The sequence below is a fragment of the Pseudomonas gingeri genome, from assembly GCF_013385425.1.
Classification (GTDB): Bacteria; Pseudomonadota; Gammaproteobacteria; order Pseudomonadales; family Pseudomonadaceae; genus Aquipseudomonas; species Aquipseudomonas gingeri_D.
Window position 1 is genome coordinate 218,554 of the sequence record NZ_JACAQA010000004.1, and the last position, 18,983, is coordinate 237,536.

Annotated in this window: 18 protein-coding genes; 11 read left to right on the plus strand and 7 right to left on the minus strand. The window is 61.1% G+C overall.

The genetic code is table 11. The features are described from left to right. The first annotated feature begins 23 nt into the window (after positions 1-23). The 4 genes from HX830_RS06605 (at position 24) to HX830_RS06620 (ending at position 4,488) form a co-directional block, all read left to right on the plus strand. Positions 24-1,283, plus strand: coding sequence for an ATP-binding protein (locus tag HX830_RS06605; RefSeq protein WP_100941239.1), 1,260 nt, complete (start codon positions 24-26; stop codon positions 1,281-1,283). Continuing rightward, positions 1,280-1,840 carry a response regulator transcription factor gene (locus tag HX830_RS06610; protein WP_100941240.1) on the plus strand — a complete coding sequence of 187 codons (561 nt, stop codon included), beginning with the start codon at positions 1,280-1,282 and terminating at the stop codon, positions 1,838-1,840. The genes HX830_RS06605 and HX830_RS06610 overlap by 4 nt, the downstream gene beginning before the upstream one ends. Before the next feature lie 96 nt (positions 1,841-1,936). Beyond that, positions 1,937-3,667, plus strand: a complete 1,731-nt coding sequence (locus HX830_RS06615) for an ABC transporter ATP-binding protein/permease (RefSeq protein WP_177099428.1) — start codon at positions 1,937-1,939, stop codon at positions 3,665-3,667. 71 nt (positions 3,668-3,738) lie between these two features. Further along, positions 3,739-4,488: a FadR/GntR family transcriptional regulator gene (locus HX830_RS06620; RefSeq protein WP_177099612.1), complete on the plus strand. Its 750-nt coding sequence runs from the start codon at positions 3,739-3,741 to the stop codon at positions 4,486-4,488. Between the two features lie 4 nt (positions 4,489-4,492). Here the strand turns inward: HX830_RS06620 and HX830_RS06625 are convergent, their stop codons facing one another. The 3 genes from HX830_RS06625 to HX830_RS06635 all read right to left on the minus strand — a co-directional run bounded on the left by HX830_RS06625 (position 4,493) and on the right by HX830_RS06635 (position 6,660). Further along, positions 4,493-4,708, minus strand: coding sequence for a hypothetical protein (locus tag HX830_RS06625; protein WP_152741207.1), 216 nt, complete (start codon positions 4,706-4,708; stop codon positions 4,493-4,495). A gap of 120 nt (positions 4,709-4,828) precedes the next feature. Continuing rightward, positions 4,829-5,020, minus strand: coding sequence for a hypothetical protein (locus HX830_RS06630; protein WP_177099430.1), 192 nt, complete (start codon positions 5,018-5,020; stop codon positions 4,829-4,831). 14 nt (positions 5,021-5,034) lie between these two features. Then, positions 5,035-6,660, minus strand: coding sequence for a phospholipase (locus tag HX830_RS06635; protein WP_177099432.1), 1,626 nt, complete (start codon positions 6,658-6,660; stop codon positions 5,035-5,037). A gap of 226 nt (positions 6,661-6,886) precedes the next feature. Between HX830_RS06635 and kdgD the strand changes: the two genes are divergently transcribed. The 4 genes from kdgD to garD all read left to right on the plus strand — a co-directional run bounded on the left by kdgD (position 6,887) and on the right by garD (position 12,326). Continuing rightward, the gene (kdgD, locus tag HX830_RS06640; protein ID WP_103494732.1) at positions 6,887-7,798 is read left to right on the plus strand and encodes a 5-dehydro-4-deoxyglucarate dehydratase; all 912 of its coding nucleotides are present in this window, start codon (positions 6,887-6,889) and stop codon (positions 7,796-7,798) included. Between the two features lie 57 nt (positions 7,799-7,855). Next, positions 7,856-9,301 (plus strand): aldehyde dehydrogenase family protein, encoded by a 1,446-nt coding sequence (locus HX830_RS06645; protein ID WP_177099434.1) that lies wholly within the window; start codon positions 7,856-7,858, stop codon positions 9,299-9,301. Positions 9,302-9,399: 98 nt separating this feature from the next. Further along, a complete protein-coding gene (locus HX830_RS06650; RefSeq protein WP_177099436.1) occupies positions 9,400-10,761 on the plus strand; it encodes an MFS transporter in 1,362 nt (453 codons plus the stop codon). An 11-nt stretch (positions 10,762-10,772) separates the two neighbouring features. Further along, positions 10,773-12,326, plus strand: a complete 1,554-nt coding sequence (garD, locus tag HX830_RS06655) for a galactarate dehydratase (protein WP_177099438.1) — start codon at positions 10,773-10,775, stop codon at positions 12,324-12,326. A gap of 175 nt (positions 12,327-12,501) precedes the next feature. On the opposite strand, the gene glsB is transcribed toward garD, so the two are convergent. After that, the gene (glsB, locus tag HX830_RS06660; RefSeq protein WP_177099440.1) at positions 12,502-13,410 is read right to left on the minus strand and encodes a glutaminase B; all 909 of its coding nucleotides are present in this window, start codon (positions 13,408-13,410) and stop codon (positions 12,502-12,504) included. Between the two features lie 203 nt (positions 13,411-13,613). Between glsB and HX830_RS06665 the strand changes: the two genes are divergently transcribed. Continuing rightward, the gene (locus tag HX830_RS06665; RefSeq protein WP_103494737.1) at positions 13,614-13,901 is read left to right on the plus strand and encodes a PA4642 family protein; all 288 of its coding nucleotides are present in this window, start codon (positions 13,614-13,616) and stop codon (positions 13,899-13,901) included. 201 nt (positions 13,902-14,102) lie between these two features. On the opposite strand, the gene mqo is transcribed toward HX830_RS06665, so the two are convergent. Beyond that, positions 14,103-15,611, minus strand: a complete 1,509-nt coding sequence (gene mqo / locus HX830_RS06670) for a malate dehydrogenase (quinone) (RefSeq protein WP_177099442.1) — start codon at positions 15,609-15,611, stop codon at positions 14,103-14,105. 929 nt (positions 15,612-16,540) lie between these two features. Here mqo and HX830_RS06675 point away from each other — a divergent pair. Continuing rightward, the gene (locus tag HX830_RS06675) at positions 16,541-17,125 is read left to right on the plus strand and encodes a YajG family lipoprotein (RefSeq protein ID WP_103494744.1); all 585 of its coding nucleotides are present in this window, start codon (positions 16,541-16,543) and stop codon (positions 17,123-17,125) included. A gap of 21 nt (positions 17,126-17,146) precedes the next feature. Here the strand turns inward: HX830_RS06675 and HX830_RS06680 are convergent, their stop codons facing one another. Together HX830_RS06680 and HX830_RS06685 are read right to left on the minus strand one after the other, a co-directional pair. Then, the gene (locus tag HX830_RS06680) at positions 17,147-17,353 is read right to left on the minus strand and encodes a hypothetical protein (RefSeq protein WP_100941253.1); all 207 of its coding nucleotides are present in this window, start codon (positions 17,351-17,353) and stop codon (positions 17,147-17,149) included. A 133-nt stretch (positions 17,354-17,486) separates the two neighbouring features. Then, positions 17,487-18,653, minus strand: coding sequence for a 1-acyl-sn-glycerol-3-phosphate acyltransferase (locus HX830_RS06685; RefSeq protein ID WP_103494739.1), 1,167 nt, complete (start codon positions 18,651-18,653; stop codon positions 17,487-17,489). Between the two features lie 143 nt (positions 18,654-18,796). On the opposite strand from HX830_RS06685, the gene HX830_RS06690 reads away from it, so the two are divergent. Continuing rightward, on the plus strand, positions 18,797-18,982 hold the full coding sequence (locus HX830_RS06690; RefSeq protein WP_177099444.1) for a CPXCG motif-containing cysteine-rich protein: 186 nt from the start codon (positions 18,797-18,799) through the stop codon (positions 18,980-18,982). Position 18,983 lies beyond the last annotated feature (1 nt).

Consider the following 18,983-nt stretch of genomic DNA (forward strand, 5'->3'; position numbering starts at 1 on the left):
TGGAGCGCTCATCAGGAGAGCTCATGCTCGCCCCCGTTCAGTTGTTGTCCGCGACCCGTCAGAACCTCTGGCGCCTGACCTTTATCCGTATTCTGGTGCTGGCGGCCCAGGCCGGTTCCGTGGGTATCGCCTACTGGTTCGACCTGCTGCCGTTGCCCTGGCTGCAACTGGCGATGACCCTGGCCTGTTCCATGGTGCTCTGCGCCTTCACCGTGGTGCGCCTGCGGACTACCTGGCCGGTCACTGAACTCGAATACGCCGTGCAACTGGCCTGCGACCTGTTTATCCACAGCGCCTTGCTGTATTTCTCCGGCGGCTCGACCAACCCCTTCGTCTCCTATTACCTGGTACCCCTGACCATCGCCGCCGTGACTTTGCCCTGGCGCTATTCGGTGGTGCTCTCCGGTGCGGCGCTGGTGCTCTACACCTTGTTGCTGGTGCAGTTCTACCCGCTGGAAACCTTCCCGATCTCCCGGGAGAAGCTGCAGATCTATGGCATGTGGCTGAGCTTTGCCCTGGCCGCCGCGGTGATCACGTTCTTCGCCGCGAAGATGGCCGAGGAATTGCGCCGCCAGGAAGAGTTGCGCGCCCTGCGCCGTGAAGAGGGCCTGCGGGACCAGCAACTGCTGGCGGTAGCGACCCAGGCCGCCGGCGCCGCCCATGAATTGGGTACGCCCCTGGCGACCATGAGCGTGCTGCTCAAGGAAATGCGCCAGGACCATTCGGACCCGCTGCTCCAGGACGACCTGAGCGTGCTCCAGGACCAGGTCAAGCTGTGCAAGCAGACCTTGCAGCAACTGGTCCGCGCCGCCGAGGCCAATCGCCGGCTGGCGGTGGAGATGCAGGATGTCACGGTCTGGCTCGACGAAGCGCTGAACCGCTGGCACCTGATGCGCCCGGAAGCCAGTTACCGCTTCCAGCGCCTGGGCCAGGGCGATGTGCCGCGCCTGGCGCCGCCGCCGGACCTGACCCAGGCCTTGCTCAACCTGTTGAACAACGCCGCCGATGCCTGTCCCGAAGGCCTCGAAGTGCAGTTGGACTGGGATGAGGAAAACCTCACCATCAATATTCGTGACCACGGCGCCGGTGTGCCGCTGGCCATCGCCGAGCAGATCGGCAAACCGTTTTTCACCACCAAGGGCAAAGGCTTCGGCCTGGGCCTGTTCTTGAGCAAGGCCAGCGTGACCCGCGCTGGCGGCTCGGTGAAACTCTACAGTCATGAGGAAGGTGGCACGCTCACCGAGCTGCGCCTGCCCCGTGTTGCCCGAGGAGAAGAAGCATGAGTGACGAGATCCAGGTCGAAGGCGAGGAACTGCCGCACCTGTTGCTGGTGGACGACGACGCCACCTTTACCCGCGTGATGGCGCGGGCCATGAGCCGCCGTGGCTTTCGCGTCAGCACCGCCGGTTCCGCCGAAGAGGGCCTGATCCTGGCCCAGCAGGACCTGCCGGACTACGCCGCGCTGGACCTGAAGATGGACGGCGATTCCGGCCTGGTGCTGCTGCCCAAGCTGCTGGAGCTCGATCCGGAGATGCGCGTGCTGATCCTCACCGGCTATTCGAGCATCGCCACGGCGGTGGAAGCGATCAAGCGCGGGGCCTGTAACTACCTGTGCAAGCCGGCGGATGCCGACGACGTGCTGGCGGCCCTGCTCTCCGAGCATGCCGACCTCGATACCCTGGTGCCGGAAAACCCGATGTCGGTGGATCGCCTGCAATGGGAGCATATCCAGCGCGTGCTGACCGAGCACGAAGGCAATATCTCCGCCACCGCCCGGGCCCTGGGCATGCATCGGCGGACCTTGCAGCGCAAATTGCAGAAACGGCCGGTGCGGCGCTGAACCGGCGCTGAACGAATCCTTTTCAAATCGCGCTACGCCGGGTGCGAATCATCTATGATCGGTTGGTGAAATTTCTTACGCCAACCGAGCCTTAGAATGACTAAGAACGCTGAATATTCCGCGGTCAACGATGCAGTAGAAGGGCATTTTTTTCGTAGGGTCTGGCAACTGGCCTCGCCTTACTGGCGCAGTGAGGAGAAGGGCAAGGCCTGGCTGTTGCTGATCTGTGTGGTGGCCCTGTCACTCTTCAGCGTCGGCATTTCGGTCTGGCTGAACAATTGGTACAAGGATTTCTACAACGCCTTGCAGGAGAAAAACGGTGCGGCCTTCTGGCACCTGATCCTGTATTTCGGCGGGATTGCCGCCGTGGCCATCCTCGGCGCGGTCTATCGGCTGTACCTGACCCAGATGCTCACCATCAGTTGGCGCCGCTGGCTGACCGAGCAGCATTTCAAGCGCTGGCTCGAGCACAAGAACTACTACCAGATGGAGGCGGGCGGGAACACCGACAACCCGGACCAACGGCTGAGTGAAGACCTCAACAGTTTTACCGCCGATACCCTGACCCTGGGCCTGGGCCTGTTTCGCACGGTGGTCAGCCTGGTGTCGTTCTCGATCATCCTCTGGGGGGTATCGGGGAGTATCGAAGTCTTCGGTATCAGCATTCCCGGCTACATGTTCTGGTGCGCCTTCCTCTACGCGGCCGTCGGCAGCTGGTTGACCCGGCTGATCGGTCGCCACTTGATTCCGTTGAACAACCAACAACAACGTTTTGAGGCCGATATGCGCTTCTCGTTGGTGCGGGTTCGCGAAAACGCCGAAAGCATTGCCCTTTATGATGGCGAGCCGAATGAAACGCAGCGCCTGAGCTCGCGTTTCGGCAAGGTCTGGTCCAACTACTGGGCGCTGATGCGAGTGACCAAGCGCTTGACGTTCTTCACCGCCGGTTACAGCCAGATTGCGATCATCTTCCCGTTCATGGTGGCGGCACCGCGTTATTTCGCCGGCAAGATCCAGCTCGGCGAGCTGATGCAGATCAACTCGGCGTTCGGCAATGTGCAGGAAAACTTCAGCTGGTTTATCGATGCGTACTCCAACCTCGCGGTGTGGAAAGCCACCTGTGACCGTCTGCTGAGTTTCCGTCAGGCCATGGTCGACAATGAAGAGCGTGTTCCGGCCATCGACGTGCAGAGCCAGGGTGAAGCCTTGCAGGTGAACAACCTGGAGCTGGATCTGGCGGACGGTCGGCATCTGCTGGCCGGTGCGAACATGAATGTGGCTCCGGGCGAACGGGTGATGCTCAGCGGGCGTTCCGGCACGGGCAAAAGTACCCTGTTGCGGGCCATGGGCAATCTCTGGCCACGGGGCGGTGGCAGTATCCGGTTGCCGGCCGCGCGCTCGCTGTTCCTGCCACAGAAACCTTACCTGCCGATTGGCAGCCTGCGTGAGGCAATGAGTTATCCACAGCCCAGCGATGCCTACTCGGATGAGCGTTATCAGGAGGTCTTGCAGACTTGCCGTCTGCCGCACCTGGCCGGGCGCCTGGAGGAAAGCAATCACTGGCAACGCATGTTGTCCCCGGGCGAGCAACAGCGCCTGGCCTTCGCCCGTGCGCTGTTGTATGCGCCGCAATGGCTGTTTATGGACGAGGCCACCTCGGCCATGGATGAAGAAGACGAAACGGACCTCTATCAGGCCCTGATCGATCAGATTCCGGGGCTGGGCATTGTCAGCGTCGGCCATCGCAGCAGCTTGAAGAAATTCCACCCACGGCATCTGCGGATCGAGCGTGGACACCTGGTCACTCAGGAAGCGGTCAGCGCATAGCCAACAGTGATCGTACAACCCGGTTGAGCTATGATGCGCGCTCAGCCGTTCAGCCGAGATAGATGTTCGATATGGAAAACCAGAGCGCCGGGCTTCGCCCGACCCGAAAGCGCCGTAGTCTTGCCCAGGAGCTGGTCACCGTGCTCTCCGAGCAGATCCGTGATGGCCAGCTCAAGCGCGGTGACAAGTTACCCACCGAGTCGGCGATCATGGATGCCCATGGTGTCAGCCGCACGGTGGTGCGCGAGGCGATCTCGCGCCTGCAGGCGGCCGGGCAGGTGGAAACCCGCCATGGCATCGGCACCTTTGTGCTGGACACGCCGAGCCCCAGCGGTTTTCGGATCGATCCTGCGACGGTGGTGACCCTGCGCGATGTGCTGGCGATCCTGGAGTTGCGGATCAGCCTGGAAGTCGAGTCGGCGGGGTTGGCGGCACAACGGCGCAGCGCCGAGCAGTTGGCGGCGATGCGGGCGGCGCTGGACGCGTTGAATGAAAGCGCGGCCCATGCCAGCGATGCGGTGGCGTCGGATTTCCAGTTCCACCTGCAGATTGCCCTGTCCACCGGCAACCGCTACTTCACCGATATCATGACCCACCTGGGCACCAGCATCATTCCCCGGACCCGCTTGAATTCGGCGCGGCTGGCCCATGATGACCAGCAGCACTACATGAATCGGCTGGGACGCGAGCACGAAGAGATCTATGAGGCGATTGCCCGCCAGGATTCCGATGCGGCGCGGGCAGCGATGCGCCTGCACCTGACCAACAGCCGCGAGCGGTTGCGCCAGGCCCATGAAGAGGCCGAGGCGCAGAAAGGCTAGTTTCTCAGGGGGTGTAGAGATCCGTCTCAAGCTCTACTCGGAAGGTATCGTCCAGCCTCACCTCATAGGTCTTTTGGGTGACGATGTAGGTGAACTCGGGAAAGACTTCAAATCTGAGAAGGTCGCCTCGGTTTATGGAGTCGTCCAGGGTTATCTCCTTGACGGAGGCCCCCTTGGAAACTTTGTTTTCGGGTAACTTGATCCTATATGAATGCGCCATGACGGGTTTCCTTTCACCGGACCTGAAGTGATTTCAGGCCTTCTGAAATCATTCAATTCCCCCGTGAGATTTGTCGCTACTGTCAGAAATGACAGTAGCGACAAACGGTCCGTGCCTGGATCAACCGCCGTTGAGGATCGTCCGATCCACACGCACCGCCCATTTCGCGGCTTTCGCCTGGGTGGCGAATACCACTTTCCCCGTCTCATCCGCCGTCGCCCGGGCAATCGCCACGCCATCGGCCAGCAGTTCCAGCGGCATATCCTTGAGTGACTGACCGGAAGCCAGTTCGAGTTTTACGGTAAAGGTCATGACTGATCTCCCTGTCACTGATGGTTGTCGATAAAGGTGGTGGCCTGGCCGTCCAGCGTGCCGATCAGCTCCGGCGAGCCACCACGGAACTGACGGAACACATTACGTCCCGTCCCGCCCACCGGCACATTCAACGTCGGCTGAAAGCGATCGGTCAGTTCGGCATAGGCCGTCCACGGGCCGATATAGGACTCATCCAGCCCCTTGGTGTAACTGAAGGCATAACGCACGGCATTGCCCGGCAGCCAGTTGGGCTCGCTGGGCGTGCGGCTCTGCCAGCCATCGGCCTTGAGGGTCGGGGCCACGCCGGGCGGGTTGAGGTAGCCCGCAGGCAGGTTCGGCTTGTAGTCCTTGAGCAGCAGATAGGTGCTCCAGCCCCACCAGCTGTCGCTCTGGCTGCGGTCGTTGAGGTTGTTGACGTCGTTGCGGCGCAGCACGGTCTTGCCCTTGAGGGCGAACAATGGGGCGAAATTCAGGCTGTCCTGGCTGTTTTCCACCTTCGTCAGGTCCGGCACCGAACGTAGCGCGGCATAGGCTTCGGGAGGTACGACGACGCCACTGAGAAACACCGCGAAGACTTCATCCACCGATTGCTGCACCGCTTGTTTGACCCGCAGCCGGTTGCCGCTGTCGACCGTGTCGAAATAGCGCTTGTCGCCGTAGCAGTTCCAGCGATCCCCCTGGGCGTTGCTGACTTTCAGGCCGAACTTGCTATCTTCGTCGTGCATGAAACGCGAGATCAGCGAACCCACATCGCTGGGGGTGACGCTGTCGGCCAGTTGCTTGCGCGGCACCCGCAGATGGCCGCCGGAGAACAGGTCGGTGAGGAAGTGGTCGGCAAAGGCGTTCATCGCGTAGGCCAATTCCAGATCCTGGTCGACGCCGCTCTTGTGCGCCAGGGCGGCCTGTTGCAGGGCGGCGGCGTGCCCGGCCTGGTAAGCCAGCAGAGCCCATTCGCCGAAGTGATCCCAGTTGCTCGCGGCCAGTTTCAGGTAGCGGCCAAGGGGAAACAGCGGCGAGGCAAGGCTGCCGCCACCGGTAATCTTGTTCCATTCGCCGGAGAGGGTATCGCCCAGTTCGTCGTAGGCTTCGTGAGGCTGCTTGCCGTCCTTGATCGCCTGGTTGGCGGCGTTGATTTCGGTTTTCATCACCTGCAGGATTTTCTGCGCTTCGTCGCGGGAGGCGGGCAGCACTGCCAGGGAGTTGAAGGACGCGGTAAAGCGCGCCTGCCGGTCGGCCGGGGTGCTGCCGTCGGCGATCGGGCGGTCGGGAATCCCGTAGAAATCGCCACCCAGGGCGACGATCTGGCCGTAGGTCAGGGCCAGGCCATTGGTCAGGTGCAGTTCGACCTGCCAGGCCGGAATGGCGGGTGCGTCCTTGGCAAAACGCAGCTGGGCGCTGTCGCCGATGGCCGTGTGTTCACCGCCTTCGAAGCGCGCCTGGGGCTTGCCCTTGAGCGCGCTGTCGAACGCCGTTGGCTGGTGATACTTGAGGGTGTGATGACCTTCGGCGAGAAGAATCACCGCCGCGCCATCGCCCGGAATGGCGATGCCTTGTTCGGTGAAGAGGGTATCCAGCTCGGCAATGACCTTGCCGTCGTGCAGCAGGAAATCCTGCGCGTGCTGTGGAGTGGCTGACATGTCTGGCTCCTTGATATGTCGTTTTTATCGTTCAAATTGACTGTATATACATACAGTTAAAGTTGAGCTTAGATGAAAAATTTCCTACGTCAAGGAGGGATATTCTTGTGGGATCGGCTGAGCGATTCTTGTTGACCTTTATTATTTAAGTTGTACGATGACGTACGACATCAGCCAGTCTGCGCTGTCTCTTTCATCACAACGTGCTTCCCAGGGTGTTCGAATAATGAATCCACAAGAACTGAAGTCCATCCTCTCCTCCGGCCTGCTGTCCTTTCCGGTGACCGATTTCAATGCCCAGGGCGATTTCCATCGCGCCGGCTACGTCAAGCGCCTGGAGTGGCTGGCCCCTTACGGCGCCACCGCGCTGTTCGCCGCCGGCGGTACCGGTGAATTCTTCTCCCTGGCAGCCAGTGAATATTCCGAAGTGGTGAAAACCGCCGTCGATACCTGCGCCGGCAGCGTGCCGATCCTCGCCGGTGTCGGTGGCGCGACCCGCCAGGCCATCGAGTACGCCCAGGAAGCCGAGCGTCTTGGCGCCAAGGGCCTGCTGTTGCTGCCGCACTACCTGACCGAAGCCAGCCAGGAAGGCGTTGCGGCCCACGTTGAAGCGGTGTGCAAGTCGGTGAAGATCGGCGTGGTGGTGTACAACCGCAACGTCTGCCGCCTGACCGCGCCGCTGCTGGAACGTCTGGCCGAGCGCTGCCCGAACCTGATCGGCTACAAGGATGGCCTGGGCGATATCGAACTGATGGTGTCGATCCGTCATCGTCTCGGCGATCGTTTCAGCTACCTGGGCGGCCTGCCGACCGCGGAAGTCTATGCCGCGGCCTACAAGGCCCTCGGTGTTCCGGTCTACTCCTCGGCGGTGTTCAACTTCATCCCGAAAACCGCGATGGATTTCTACCACGCCATTGCCCGGGACGATCACGCCACCGTCGGCAAGATCATCGACGACTTCTTCCTGCCCTACCTGGATATCCGCAACCGCCGCGCCGGCTATGCTGTGAGCATCGTCAAGGCCGGGGCGAAGATCGTCGGTTATGACGCCGGTCCCGTGCGCACGCCGCTGACCGATCTGCTGCCGGACGAATACGACGCCCTGGCCGCGCTGATCGACAAGCAAGGCGCACAGTAAGAACGAATAAACAGGCCGCTGAGCAATCAGCGGCTTTTTCGGTTCAGGAGGTTTTCCGTGGCAGATGCAAAACGTTTCGACAACTACATCGGTGGCCAATGGGTCGCCGGTGCCGAGTACTCGGCCAATATCAACCCGTCGGATCTGTCCGATGTGATTGGCGAGTACGCCAAGGCTGACCTGGTCCAGGTGCAGTCGGCCATCGACGCCGCTCGTGAGGCGTTCCCGGCCTGGTCCACTTCCGGCATCCAGGCCCGCAGCGATGCGCTGGATAAAGTCGGTTCGGAAATTCTCGCCCGTCGTGAAGAGCTGGGTAACCTGCTGGCCCGGGAAGAGGGCAAGACCCTGCCCGAAGCCATTGGCGAAGTGAGCCGTGCCGGTAATATCTTCAAGTTCTTCGCCGGTGAGTGCCTGCGTCTCTCCGGCGACTACCTGCCGTCGGTACGTCCCGGCGTCAACGTCGAAGTGACCCGTGAAGCGCTGGGCGTGGTCGGCCTGATCACCCCATGGAACTTCCCGATCGCGATTCCGGCCTGGAAGATCGCTCCGGCCCTGGCCTACGGTAACTGCGTGGTGCTCAAGCCGGCCGAACTGGTTCCGGGTTGTGCCTGGGCCCTGGCGGAAATCATTTCCCGCGCCGGTTTCCCGGCCGGTGTGTTCAACCTGGTGATGGGCAGCGGCCGTCTGGTCGGCGACGCCATGGTCAACAGCCGGAAAGTCGACGGCATCAGCTTCACCGGTTCGGTCGGCGTCGGCCGGCAGATCGCGGTCAACTGTGTATCGCGCCAGGCCAAGGTGCAGTTGGAGATGGGCGGCAAGAACCCGCAGGTCATCCTCGATGACGCCGACCTCAAGCAGGCCGTCGAGCTGGCGGTGCAGAGCGCGTTCTACTCCACCGGCCAACGTTGCACGGCGTCCAGCCGTTTGATCGTCACCGCCGGAATTCATGACAAGTTCGTCGAAGCCATGGCCGAGCGCATGCGTTCGATCAAGGTCGGCCACGCCCTCAAAAGCGGTACCGACATTGGTCCTGTGGTGTCCCAGGCGCAACTGGAGCAGGATCTGAGCTACATCAACATCGGCCAGTCCGAAGGCGCACGCCTGGTCTCCGGCGGTGAGCTGGTGACTTGCGATACCGAAGGCTATTTCCTCGCGCCGACACTGTTTGCCGACAGCGAAGCCTCGATGCGCATCAGCCGCGAAGAGATCTTCGGCCCGGTGGCCAACATCGTCCGCGTCGCCGATTACGAAGCCGCGCTGGCCATGGCCAACGACACCGAGTTCGGCCTTTCCGCCGGTATCGCCACCACTTCGCTGAAGTACGCCAACCACTTCAAGCGCCACTCCCAGGCGGGGATGGTGATGGTCAACCTGCCGACGGCGGGCGTGGATTACCACGTGCCGTTCGGCGGGCGCAAAGGTTCGTCCTACGGTTCCCGCGAGCAAGGTCGCTACGCCCAGGAGTTCTACACCGTGGTCAAAACCAGCTACATCGGTTCATAACCCGCTTTACCCGCACGGGGCTCTTGCCTGAAGCCTCGTGCGGTACATCACTGAATGTTTTACCCGCGTAAAAAAATAAAGAGTGGGAGTACATCTACATGCAAGCGACCAAGCAGACACACGTCCGCTATTTGATATTGCTCATGCTGTTCCTGGTGACCACGATCAACTACGCCGACCGTGCCACCATCGCCATTGCCGGCTCCAGCCTGCAAAAAAGCCTCGGCATCGACGCCGTCACCCTCGGTTATATCTTCTCCGCCTTCGGCTGGGCCTATGTGCTCGGGCAGATTCCCGGCGGCTGGCTGCTCGACCGTTTCGGCTCGAAAAAAGTCTACGCACTGAGCATCTTCACCTGGTCGCTGTTCACCGCCATGCAAGGTTATGTCGGCGAGTTCGGTGTCTCCACCGCGGTGGTCGCGCTGTTCATGCTGCGCTTCCTGGTGGGCCTGGCCGAAGCGCCATCCTTTCCCGGTAACGCCCGTATCGTCGCGGCCTGGTTCCCCACCGCCGAACGCGGCACCGCCTCGGCGATCTTCAACTCCGCGCAATACTTCGCCACCGTGCTGTTCGCGCCGCTGATGGGCTGGATCGTGTACACCTTCGGCTGGCAGCATGTGTTCCTGGTGATGGGTTGCCTGGGCGTGGTGTTCTCGCTGATCTGGCTGAAAGTTATCCACAGCCCGCGCCAGCACCCGATGATCAACGACGCCGAGTTCAACCATATTGCCGAGAACGGCGGCATGGTCGACATGGACCAGGGCAAGGCCGCCGGTGGCGGTCCGAAGTGGGACTACGTGCGCCAGTTGCTGACCAACCGCATGATGCTCGGTGTCTACCTCGGCCAGTACTGCATCAACGGCATCACCTATTTCTTCCTGACCTGGTTCCCGGTGTACCTGGTGCAGGAACGCGGCATGACCATCCTCAAGGCCGGCTTTATCGCGTCCTTGCCGGCCATCTGCGGTTTTATCGGCGGTGTGCTGGGCGGGATCATTTCCGACTACCTGCTGCGCCGCGGCCATTCCCTGACCTTCGCCCGCAAGGCGCCGATCATTGGCGGCCTGTTGCTTTCGACCACCATCGTCGCCTGCAACTATGTGGACATCGAATGGATGGTGGTGGGCTTCATGGCCCTGGCCTTCTTCGGCAAGGGCGTGGGTGCGCTGGGCTGGGCGGTGGTTTCCGATACCTCGCCGAAGCAGATTGCCGGTTTGAGTGGCGGCCTGTTCAACATGTTCGGCAATATCGCCTCCATCACCACGCCGATCGTGATCGGCTACATCATCAGCGCCACTGGTTCGTTCAAGTGGGCCCTGGTGTTTGTCGGCGCCAATGCGTTGTTGGCGGTGATCAGCTATGTGGTGATCGTCGGTGAGATCAAGCGTGTCGAACTGCGCGATCCGCCCGCCGGTCCCAAGCTCAATAGCGAGCCCCGTCTGTCCCAAGCCCATTCCTGAGGAGCGGCGTCATGCAGTTGATTGAACATTCCGACTCGCCGCGCTATATCCGCCTGCACGAGCGGGACAATGTGGTGATCGTGGTCAATGACCAGGGTGTACCTGCCGGTACCGAGTTCCCGGACGGCCTGGTGACCCGCGAGCACATTCCCCAGAGCCACAAGGTGACGCTGGTGGATATCGCCGAGGGCGGCGAAGTGATCCGCTACGGCCAGGTTATCGGTTATGCGTTGCTGCCGATTCCCCTGGGCAGTTGGGTCAAGGAAGATCAACTGCGCATGCCTACCGCGCCGCCGCTGGACAGCCTGCCGCTGTCCACCGATGTGCCGGCGGCCCAGGCGCCGCTTGAGGGTTTCACCTTCGAAGGTTATCGCAATGCCGACGGTACCGTCGGTACGCGCAATATCCTCGGTATCACCACTACGGTGCAGTGCGTCACTGGTGTGCTGGACCATGCGGTCAAGCGCATCAAGGATGAATTGCTGCCCAAGTACCCCCATGTCGATGATGTGGTGGCATTGACCCACAGCTATGGCTGCGGCGTGGCGATTACCGCGACCGACGCCTATATTCCGATCCGCACCGTGCGCAACCTGGCGCGCAACCCGAACCTGGGCGGCGAAGCGCTGGTGATCAGCCTGGGCTGCGAGAAGTTGCAGGCCGGCCAGGTGATGCACGAGGGCGACAGCTCGGTGGATCTGAGTGAGCCCTGGTTGTATCGGCTGCAGGATTCCAGTCATGGTTTTACCGAGATGATCGAGCAGATCATGGCGCTGGCGGAGACCCGTCTGAAGAAGCTCGATCTGCGGCGTCGGGAAACCGTGCCGGCGTCGGAGCTGATCCTCGGCATGCAGTGTGGCGGCAGTGATGCGTTTTCCGGGATCACCGCCAACCCGGCCTTGGGTTATGCCTCCGACCTGCTGCTGCGGGCCGGGGCGACGGTGATGTTTTCCGAAGTGACGGAAGTACGCGATGCGATCTACCTGCTGACCTCGCGGGCGGAAAACCTGCCGGTGGCCGAGGCGCTGGTGCGTGAGATGGATTGGTACGACCGCTACCTGGCCAAGGGCGAGGCGGACCGCAGCGCGAATACCACGCCGGGGAACAAGAAGGGCGGGTTGTCGAATATTGTCGAGAAGTCCCTGGGCTCCATCGTCAAGTCCGGCAGCAGTGCGATCAACGGCGTGCTTGGCCCTGGCGAACGTTTTACGCGCAAGGGCCTGATCTTCTGCGCGACGCCGGCCAGTGATTTTGTCTGCGGCACCTTGCAGCTGGCGGCCGGGATGAACCTGCATGTGTTCACCACCGGGCGGGGTACGCCTTATGGGCTGGCAATGGCACCGGTGGTGAAGGTTTCGACCCGTACCGAGCTGGCACAACGTTGGCCGGACCTGATCGATATCGATGCCGGGCGGATTGCCACCGGGCGGGCAACGATCGAGGACCTGGGTTGGGAGTTGTTCAACTACTACCTGGATGTCGCCAGCGGCCGGAAAAAGACCTGGGCCGAGCAGCACAAGCTGCACAACGACATTACCTTGTTCAATCCGGCGCCGATTACCTGAGTCTCAAGGACGCCATCAATCCTGTAGGAGCATGGCTTGCCAGCGAAGGGGCCCGTAAGATCGCCAAAAGCTTCGCGGGCAAGCCCTGCTCCTACAGGTTATTTGGCGTTTTCAATATCTCACTTCCTTAACTGACTGGTATTTGAGCAACCCCGCTCGCCACATTGTGGTGTTTTTAAAACACCGACCAACCAATCCGCTCGCTCAGCAGCTCCAACGCCGCCATCCCCACCAGCGAGTTGCCGGCCGCATTCAGCTCCGGTGCCCAGACGCACACGGTAAAGCGCCCCGGCACCACCGCGACAATCCCGCCACCCACGCCGCTCTTGCCCGGCAAGCCGACGCGATAGGCAAAGTTCCCGGCCTCGTCATACAGCCCGCTGGTGGCCATGATCGAGTTGACCTGCTGGGTCTGGCGCCGGGTCAGGATCTGCTCGCCGCTGTGCTTGCAGAAGCCGTCATTGGCCAGGAAACCGAACGCCCGCGCCAGGTCGATGCAGTTCATGCGCAGGGCACAGTGGCTGAAATAGCTGCGCAGCACGGCTTCGACATCGTTGTGAAAATTGCCGAATGACTGCATCAGATAGGCCATGGCCGCGTTGCGCGCCCGGTGCTGGTACTCCGACTCGGCCACCTTGCCGTCCACCATGACCTGCATATTGCCCGACAGGCGCCGGGCGAAATCGCGCATCGACAGCGCCGGCGCGGCGAAGCGCGATTGATTGATATCGCAGATCACCAGGGCGCCGGCGTTGATAAACGGGTTACGTGGACGACCGCGTTCGAACTCCAGCTGCACCAGCGAGTTGAACGGCTGTCCGGAGGGTTCATGGCCCAGCCGCTCCCAGATGGCCTCGCCGGAGTGGTTGATCGCCTGCACCAGGCTGAAGACCTTGGAAATACTCTGGATCGAGAACGGCGTCTGTGCGTCGCCGGCGCAGAACATTTCGCCGTCGTTGCCATACACGGCAATACCCAACTGATTGGCCGGCACATCCGCCAGCGCCGGAATGTAATTGGCCACCTTGCCCTGGCCGATCAAGGGCCGGACTTCATCGAGGATCTCGTTCAACAGCGCTTGCATGCTCGGGCTCGCAGTCACTTCCCGCCGGGTTGCGGGGCTACATGCTGCTAGACGCCGCGTGCGGGCTTCGGAGCACAGTTTTTACGCTCGGGGTTGAGCCGTTGGCGCCTGTGTGGACCGGATCAGTTCGTACTCGTTGAGACCGGAGCAGAGGCGGGGGTAAACTGCCTGCCCCGTGTAATGTCTGTTGGCTGGAGCCGGTAATGCGCAAAGATAAGAAACAGGTGATTGGTGACGAGATCGGCGATGCGCAGATCAAGTTGTTTCTCGATTTCGAGCCGGTCGACGCCACTTCGCCGTCCCTGCACAAACTGATCAAGGCCTATCGTGGCCTGCGTATCGACGATTTCGAGCGCTTCCTGGGGTTCTTCAAGGAAGCCGGTTACGACCTCGACGGTAAAGACGAGCACGGCCAGGACTTCGTGAGCCTGATCCGCGACCAGCGTAATGCCGGCGACTATATCGAGTTGATCGACAAGGCTCGCGGGTAAGATTCAAGACCGCGTTGCCTGCATCGCGAGCAAGCTTGCTCCTACAATGCTGCGGCGAACCGATATTTTGCGTACGGCGCCATTCCTGTAGGAGCAAGCTTGCTCGCGATGAACGATAACGCGGGCTTTCGTTGAATCCTGATCAAAAAAAACGCCCCGCTCTTCAACCGAAGAGCGGGGCGTTTTTTGTCAGCGATCACCTCAAGCGTAGCTTTCGGTCTCGCTGCTCGGCTCAACCAGTTCCAGGCGAACGTTGTTCTGCGCATTGATCTGGCGATACAACGCTGCATCCGTCTCCAGGACTTTTTCCCGTGCCGGGAAAATTTCGTGGAGCTTGGCTGCCCACTCACCCTTGGCCTTGTCCGCGAAGCAGCGCTCGATCAGTTCCAGCATGATCGACACGGTCACCGAAGCGCCCGGCGATGCGCCGAGCAGGGCGGCCAGCGAACCGTCCTTCGCCGCCACCAGTTCGGTACCGAACTGCAGGACGCCGCCTTTCTTCGCGTCTTTCTTGATGATCTGTACCCGCTGGCCGGCCGTTTCCAGGCGCCAGTCCTCGGCTTTCACCTCCGGGTAGAAGCGGCGCAGGGATTCCAGGCGCTGCTCCATGGACTGCATCACTTCGCTGATCAGGTACTTGGTCAGGTCCATGTTGTCACGGGCCACGGCCAGCATCGGGCCGATATTGCCGGCGCGTACCGACAGTGGCAGGTCCATCAGCGAACCGTGCTTGAGGAACTTGGTGGTGAAACCGGCATAGGGCCCGAACAGCAGGGATTTCTTGCCATCGACCACGCGGGTGTCCAGGTGCGGCACGGACATCGGTGGCGAACCCACGGCGGCCTGGCTGTAGACCTTGGCCTGGTGGTGCTTGACCACATCCGGGTTGTCGCAGCGCAGCCATTGGCCGCTTACCGGGAAGCCGCCGAAGCCCTTGCTTTCCTCGATGCCCGAAGCTTGCAGCAGCGGCAAGGCCGCGCCACCGGCACCGAGGAAGACGAACTTGGCATCGACGTCACGGCTGTTGCCGCTGTTCACATCCTTGATGCTTACGGTCCAGCCGGCGCCATTGCGCTTGAGGCCGGTGACGCGCTTGCAGTACTTGACCTGGGCATCGGGTGTGCTGGTCAGGTGCTTGAGCAACTGATTGGTCAGGGCGCCGAAGTTGACGTCGGTGCCTTTCATCACGCGGGTCGCGGCAATCGCCTCGTCGGCCGCGCGGCCCGGCATCATCAGCGGCATCCACTCGGCCATCTTCGCGCGGTCTTCGGTGTATTCCATCTCGGCGAAGGCATGGTGCGGATGCATGGCTTCAAAGCGCTTCTTGAGGAAGTCCACGCCTTTTTCGCCCTGGACGAAACTCAGGTGCGGCACCGGGCTGATGAAGGATTTGCACGAGCCGAAGGTGCCTTTCTGGGTCAGATAGGCCCAGAACTGCTTCGACACCTCGAACTGGGTGTTGATGTGCACGGCTTTCTTGATGTCGATGGAGCCGTCAGCCGCCTGCGGCGTGTAGTTCAGCTCGCACAGCCCGGCATGGCCGGTGCCGGCGTTGTTCCACGGGTTGGAACTCTCCGCGGCACCGGAATCCATCAGCTCGACGACTTCCAGCTTGATCGCGGGGTCGAGCTCCTTGAGCAGCACCGCAAGGGTGGCACTCATGATGCCGGCCCCAACCAGGACCACATCAACTGCTTCGTTATGCGCCATTAACGCGTCTCCAAAATCTGCAGCACCACATTGACGGCATGGCTGCCGGGCATGGGCGGGGCACGTTTGACGTTAGCCCAGCAATGACCCGACCAGGATGGCCATGTCCGATTCTTCGCAATTTCTTGCAACTTCAGCGGACGCTGCCGGTGGGCCCAAGGTGCGTATGAACGCATGTGTGGGCAACACGGGCAATTCGACTTATGGTCAAGAGCGTCCGATTCGTGCAACCAAATCCGTAAGCGAACAGGCGTCAAGCACCTGTCGGGGTGTATCGGGTCCTGTGTGATGAGGTCGTTGGGGACGCTGATGGTGCCTGTTCAGACGCGAAACTATTCATTTGTTCGCCACACTCTCGTGAAGTTGTGAAAACCCGTTTTTTCACGCTCTTTTGAAGACGTGAACCTCAAAAAAGGGCTGCCGCGGTCTGTCACCGGGCCCGCGGTGCGAATACCCGCCGGGAAGGGCAGGCGGCACGGGCCAACAACTCAGTGAGCGAGCACAAGGGCAGCTCTGGCAGATTCGCTGAAAACGGTGGTTTGCGCAGGTAACGGCAAGCTCGCCGGCTTCACTCGATCTGTGTGGGCGGCTCTCTGTGGGCAATACGAAGGTGCCGATGCAAGCGCATTGGCGGTGCTGCGAGGCCCGATCAGGAGACGTCCTTATAATCGGGGGGAGATTGTAACTAAGAAACGGGGGGAAATGGTCGTGTTTAATGACTTTTATTCGACATCTGGTCAGATGCCGGGCAGCGGCATCGTTCAGAGGCCGTGCGCAGGGTTGCAGAACCCTGTGACAGGCTTGTGACGGGAACGCTGGCCGGCCGGGTTTGTCAGACTTTTCAGCAAGCCGTGGTGGCGCTGGTGAGCGACGCCCGGGCCCCGCTATACTCAGCATCTGAATGATGCCTGGTCCTTGGAGAGATGAGCATGTTGCAACGCCTGTTGTTCGGTTTGATCACTGTAACCAGTTTGACACTTGTCGGCTGTGCCAACAGCCCGCAACAACTCAGCCCGCAGCCCACGCTCACTACTCAACTGGCGCCGGTCGGTCATGGCCAGCCGGTGGTGGTGCGGGTGGTGGACGGTCGTCGTTCGCCGGTATTGGGCACGCGGGGCGGTCTGTACCCTGAAACCAGCGCGATTACCGTGCAAGGCGCCGACCTGATCCCGAAACTGCAGGCCCAGGCTGAAGCGGCCGTGCGCCTGTTGGGTTTTACCCCTTCGCCGAATGCGATGAATGCGCCGACCCTGACCGTGACCTTGTCCGACCTGACCTATCAGTCGCCGAAAGAAGGCGTCTACGTGACCGAAGCGACCATCGGAGCCAACTTCCGCTCCGATGTGACCAACGCCAACCGTCGTTACAGCGGTAGCTACGGGGCGTCGTTGAACCAGCGTTTCGGCATGGCGCCGAACGAAGAGTCGAACACCAAGTTGATCAGCGACGTGTTGAGCGATGCGCTGACCCGGGTGTTCAAGGACCCGAAAATCGGCCAAGTGCTGAGCGAGTAAGCTGAGTGGTGTGGAGCCGGCTCACGCCGCCTCCACATAAAGATCCAGCATGCTCACTCCGGTCAGCAGATCGGCTTCCGGCAGGTCGGCGTGCTGGTGCCCGCCCAGGGCGCAATAGACCAGCCAATGGCGGTCCTGGACATTGAACGACATGGCGTCCACCAGGGCTTGCTGTTCGTCACTGGGGGCGATCAGATAAAGCCGATCCTGGTTTTCTGCGTGCAGCATGACAAGCTCCGTGGGCTATCGAGGGGCGACAGACTGGCTTGTTAAGGTGACGTTCCGGTGACAACGGAAATTAACCCGACCAACAGAAACAACAACGGCGCCCGTGGGCGCCGTTGTTGTTTGCAGATCTTGGCTATGGAAGCCCCAGACCGGCTTTGACCCGATACTGATTACGCACCGGCGTGGCGTATTGCTGCACCAGGTACGGACGGTGCTCGACCGGGCAGGCGTCCAGGCGTTCCTGCCATTGCGCCTGGGCCTTGGCCAGTTCGTCGGCGGCAAACACCTGGGCGGCGCCCGGTACCTGCAATTGCGGATCGGCGTCGCTCCACTGGGCATACGCCAGGTAATGCACCGGGAACAGGCGATAACCTTCGAGGATCTGCCGGTCCATTTCCGTGGCCAGGACCTTGGTGTCCTCGAACTCGCCGGTCAGTGGCGCGGCGAAATTCACATGGACCCGGCCCTTGTAGCCGGTGATGCCCTTGGCGATGCTGACGTCATCCTCGCCTGGCGCCTTGGTGTAGCTGCCGGTGGTGGCGCGGATATACAACTCGCGGGCCTTGGCCTGGTCGCAGGGATCATATTCGTAGCTGATGGACACGGGAGTCAGGTTCAGCGAACGGATGACCTCGGCGAACGGCTCGTCCTTGCGGCTCATGTGGAACATTTTCAGGATCGCCGATTCGGTACGGTCATCACCGTCCTTGGCCCGGCCTTCGGCCTGGGCGATCCAGATCGACTGGCAATCATGACGGATCGAATGGTTGATATAGGCCGAGAGCAATTGATAGGCGGCCATCTTTTCCCGCCGTCCGGCGATCGAGCGGTGCACGATAAAGCTCTTGTTCAGGCGCATCAGGTCGCTGACAAACGGCTTCTGCAGCAGGTTGTCACCGATGGCGATACGCGGTGTGGGCAAACCGGCGTGATACACGGCATAGTTGACGAACGCCGGGTCCATCACGATGTCCCGGTGGTTGGCCAGGAACAGGTAGGCCTGGCCTGACTTGAACTGTTCGACGCCGGTGTAGGTGACGCCGTCGGTGGCGCGCTCGATGGTCTGGTCGACGTAGACCTCGACCTTGTCCTGCAAGGTGGCGACCGAGGTCACGCCGGCGAACTCACGGCGCAGGCGGTGGGCGATCAAGGGTCTGAGCAGCCAGCCGAAGGCACCGGCCAGGCGCGGGAAGCGGAAGTGGGTGAGGATATCTAGAAACGCCTGGTCGCCGAACAGCCGGGCCATGACGGCCGGTACTTCACTGTCGTCGTAAGGTCGGATGGTATCGAATTCGCCCATATTCTCTCTTGTTGGAAACGGCTAGGGTAAGTAGAGGTTTGAGTGATAAATAACAAAGCCCGGTCTGGAAAATAAAGCCCAGACATAAAATAGCCTTGCAAATAGACCGGCGATTATACGCACAAGTCACTTCGGAGGCCGCGATGCTGGAAACTGAGCGTTACGAATGTCCCTATTGTGGTGAAATCGGTGAGGCGGTGCTGGATGTATACAGCGGCGACCAGACCTATATCGAGGACTGCGCGGTGTGCTGTCGACCGATCACCTTTGTCCTGCAGACCGATGGCGAGGAATGGATGCTCGACGTTTACAGCGAGAACGAGCGATGAG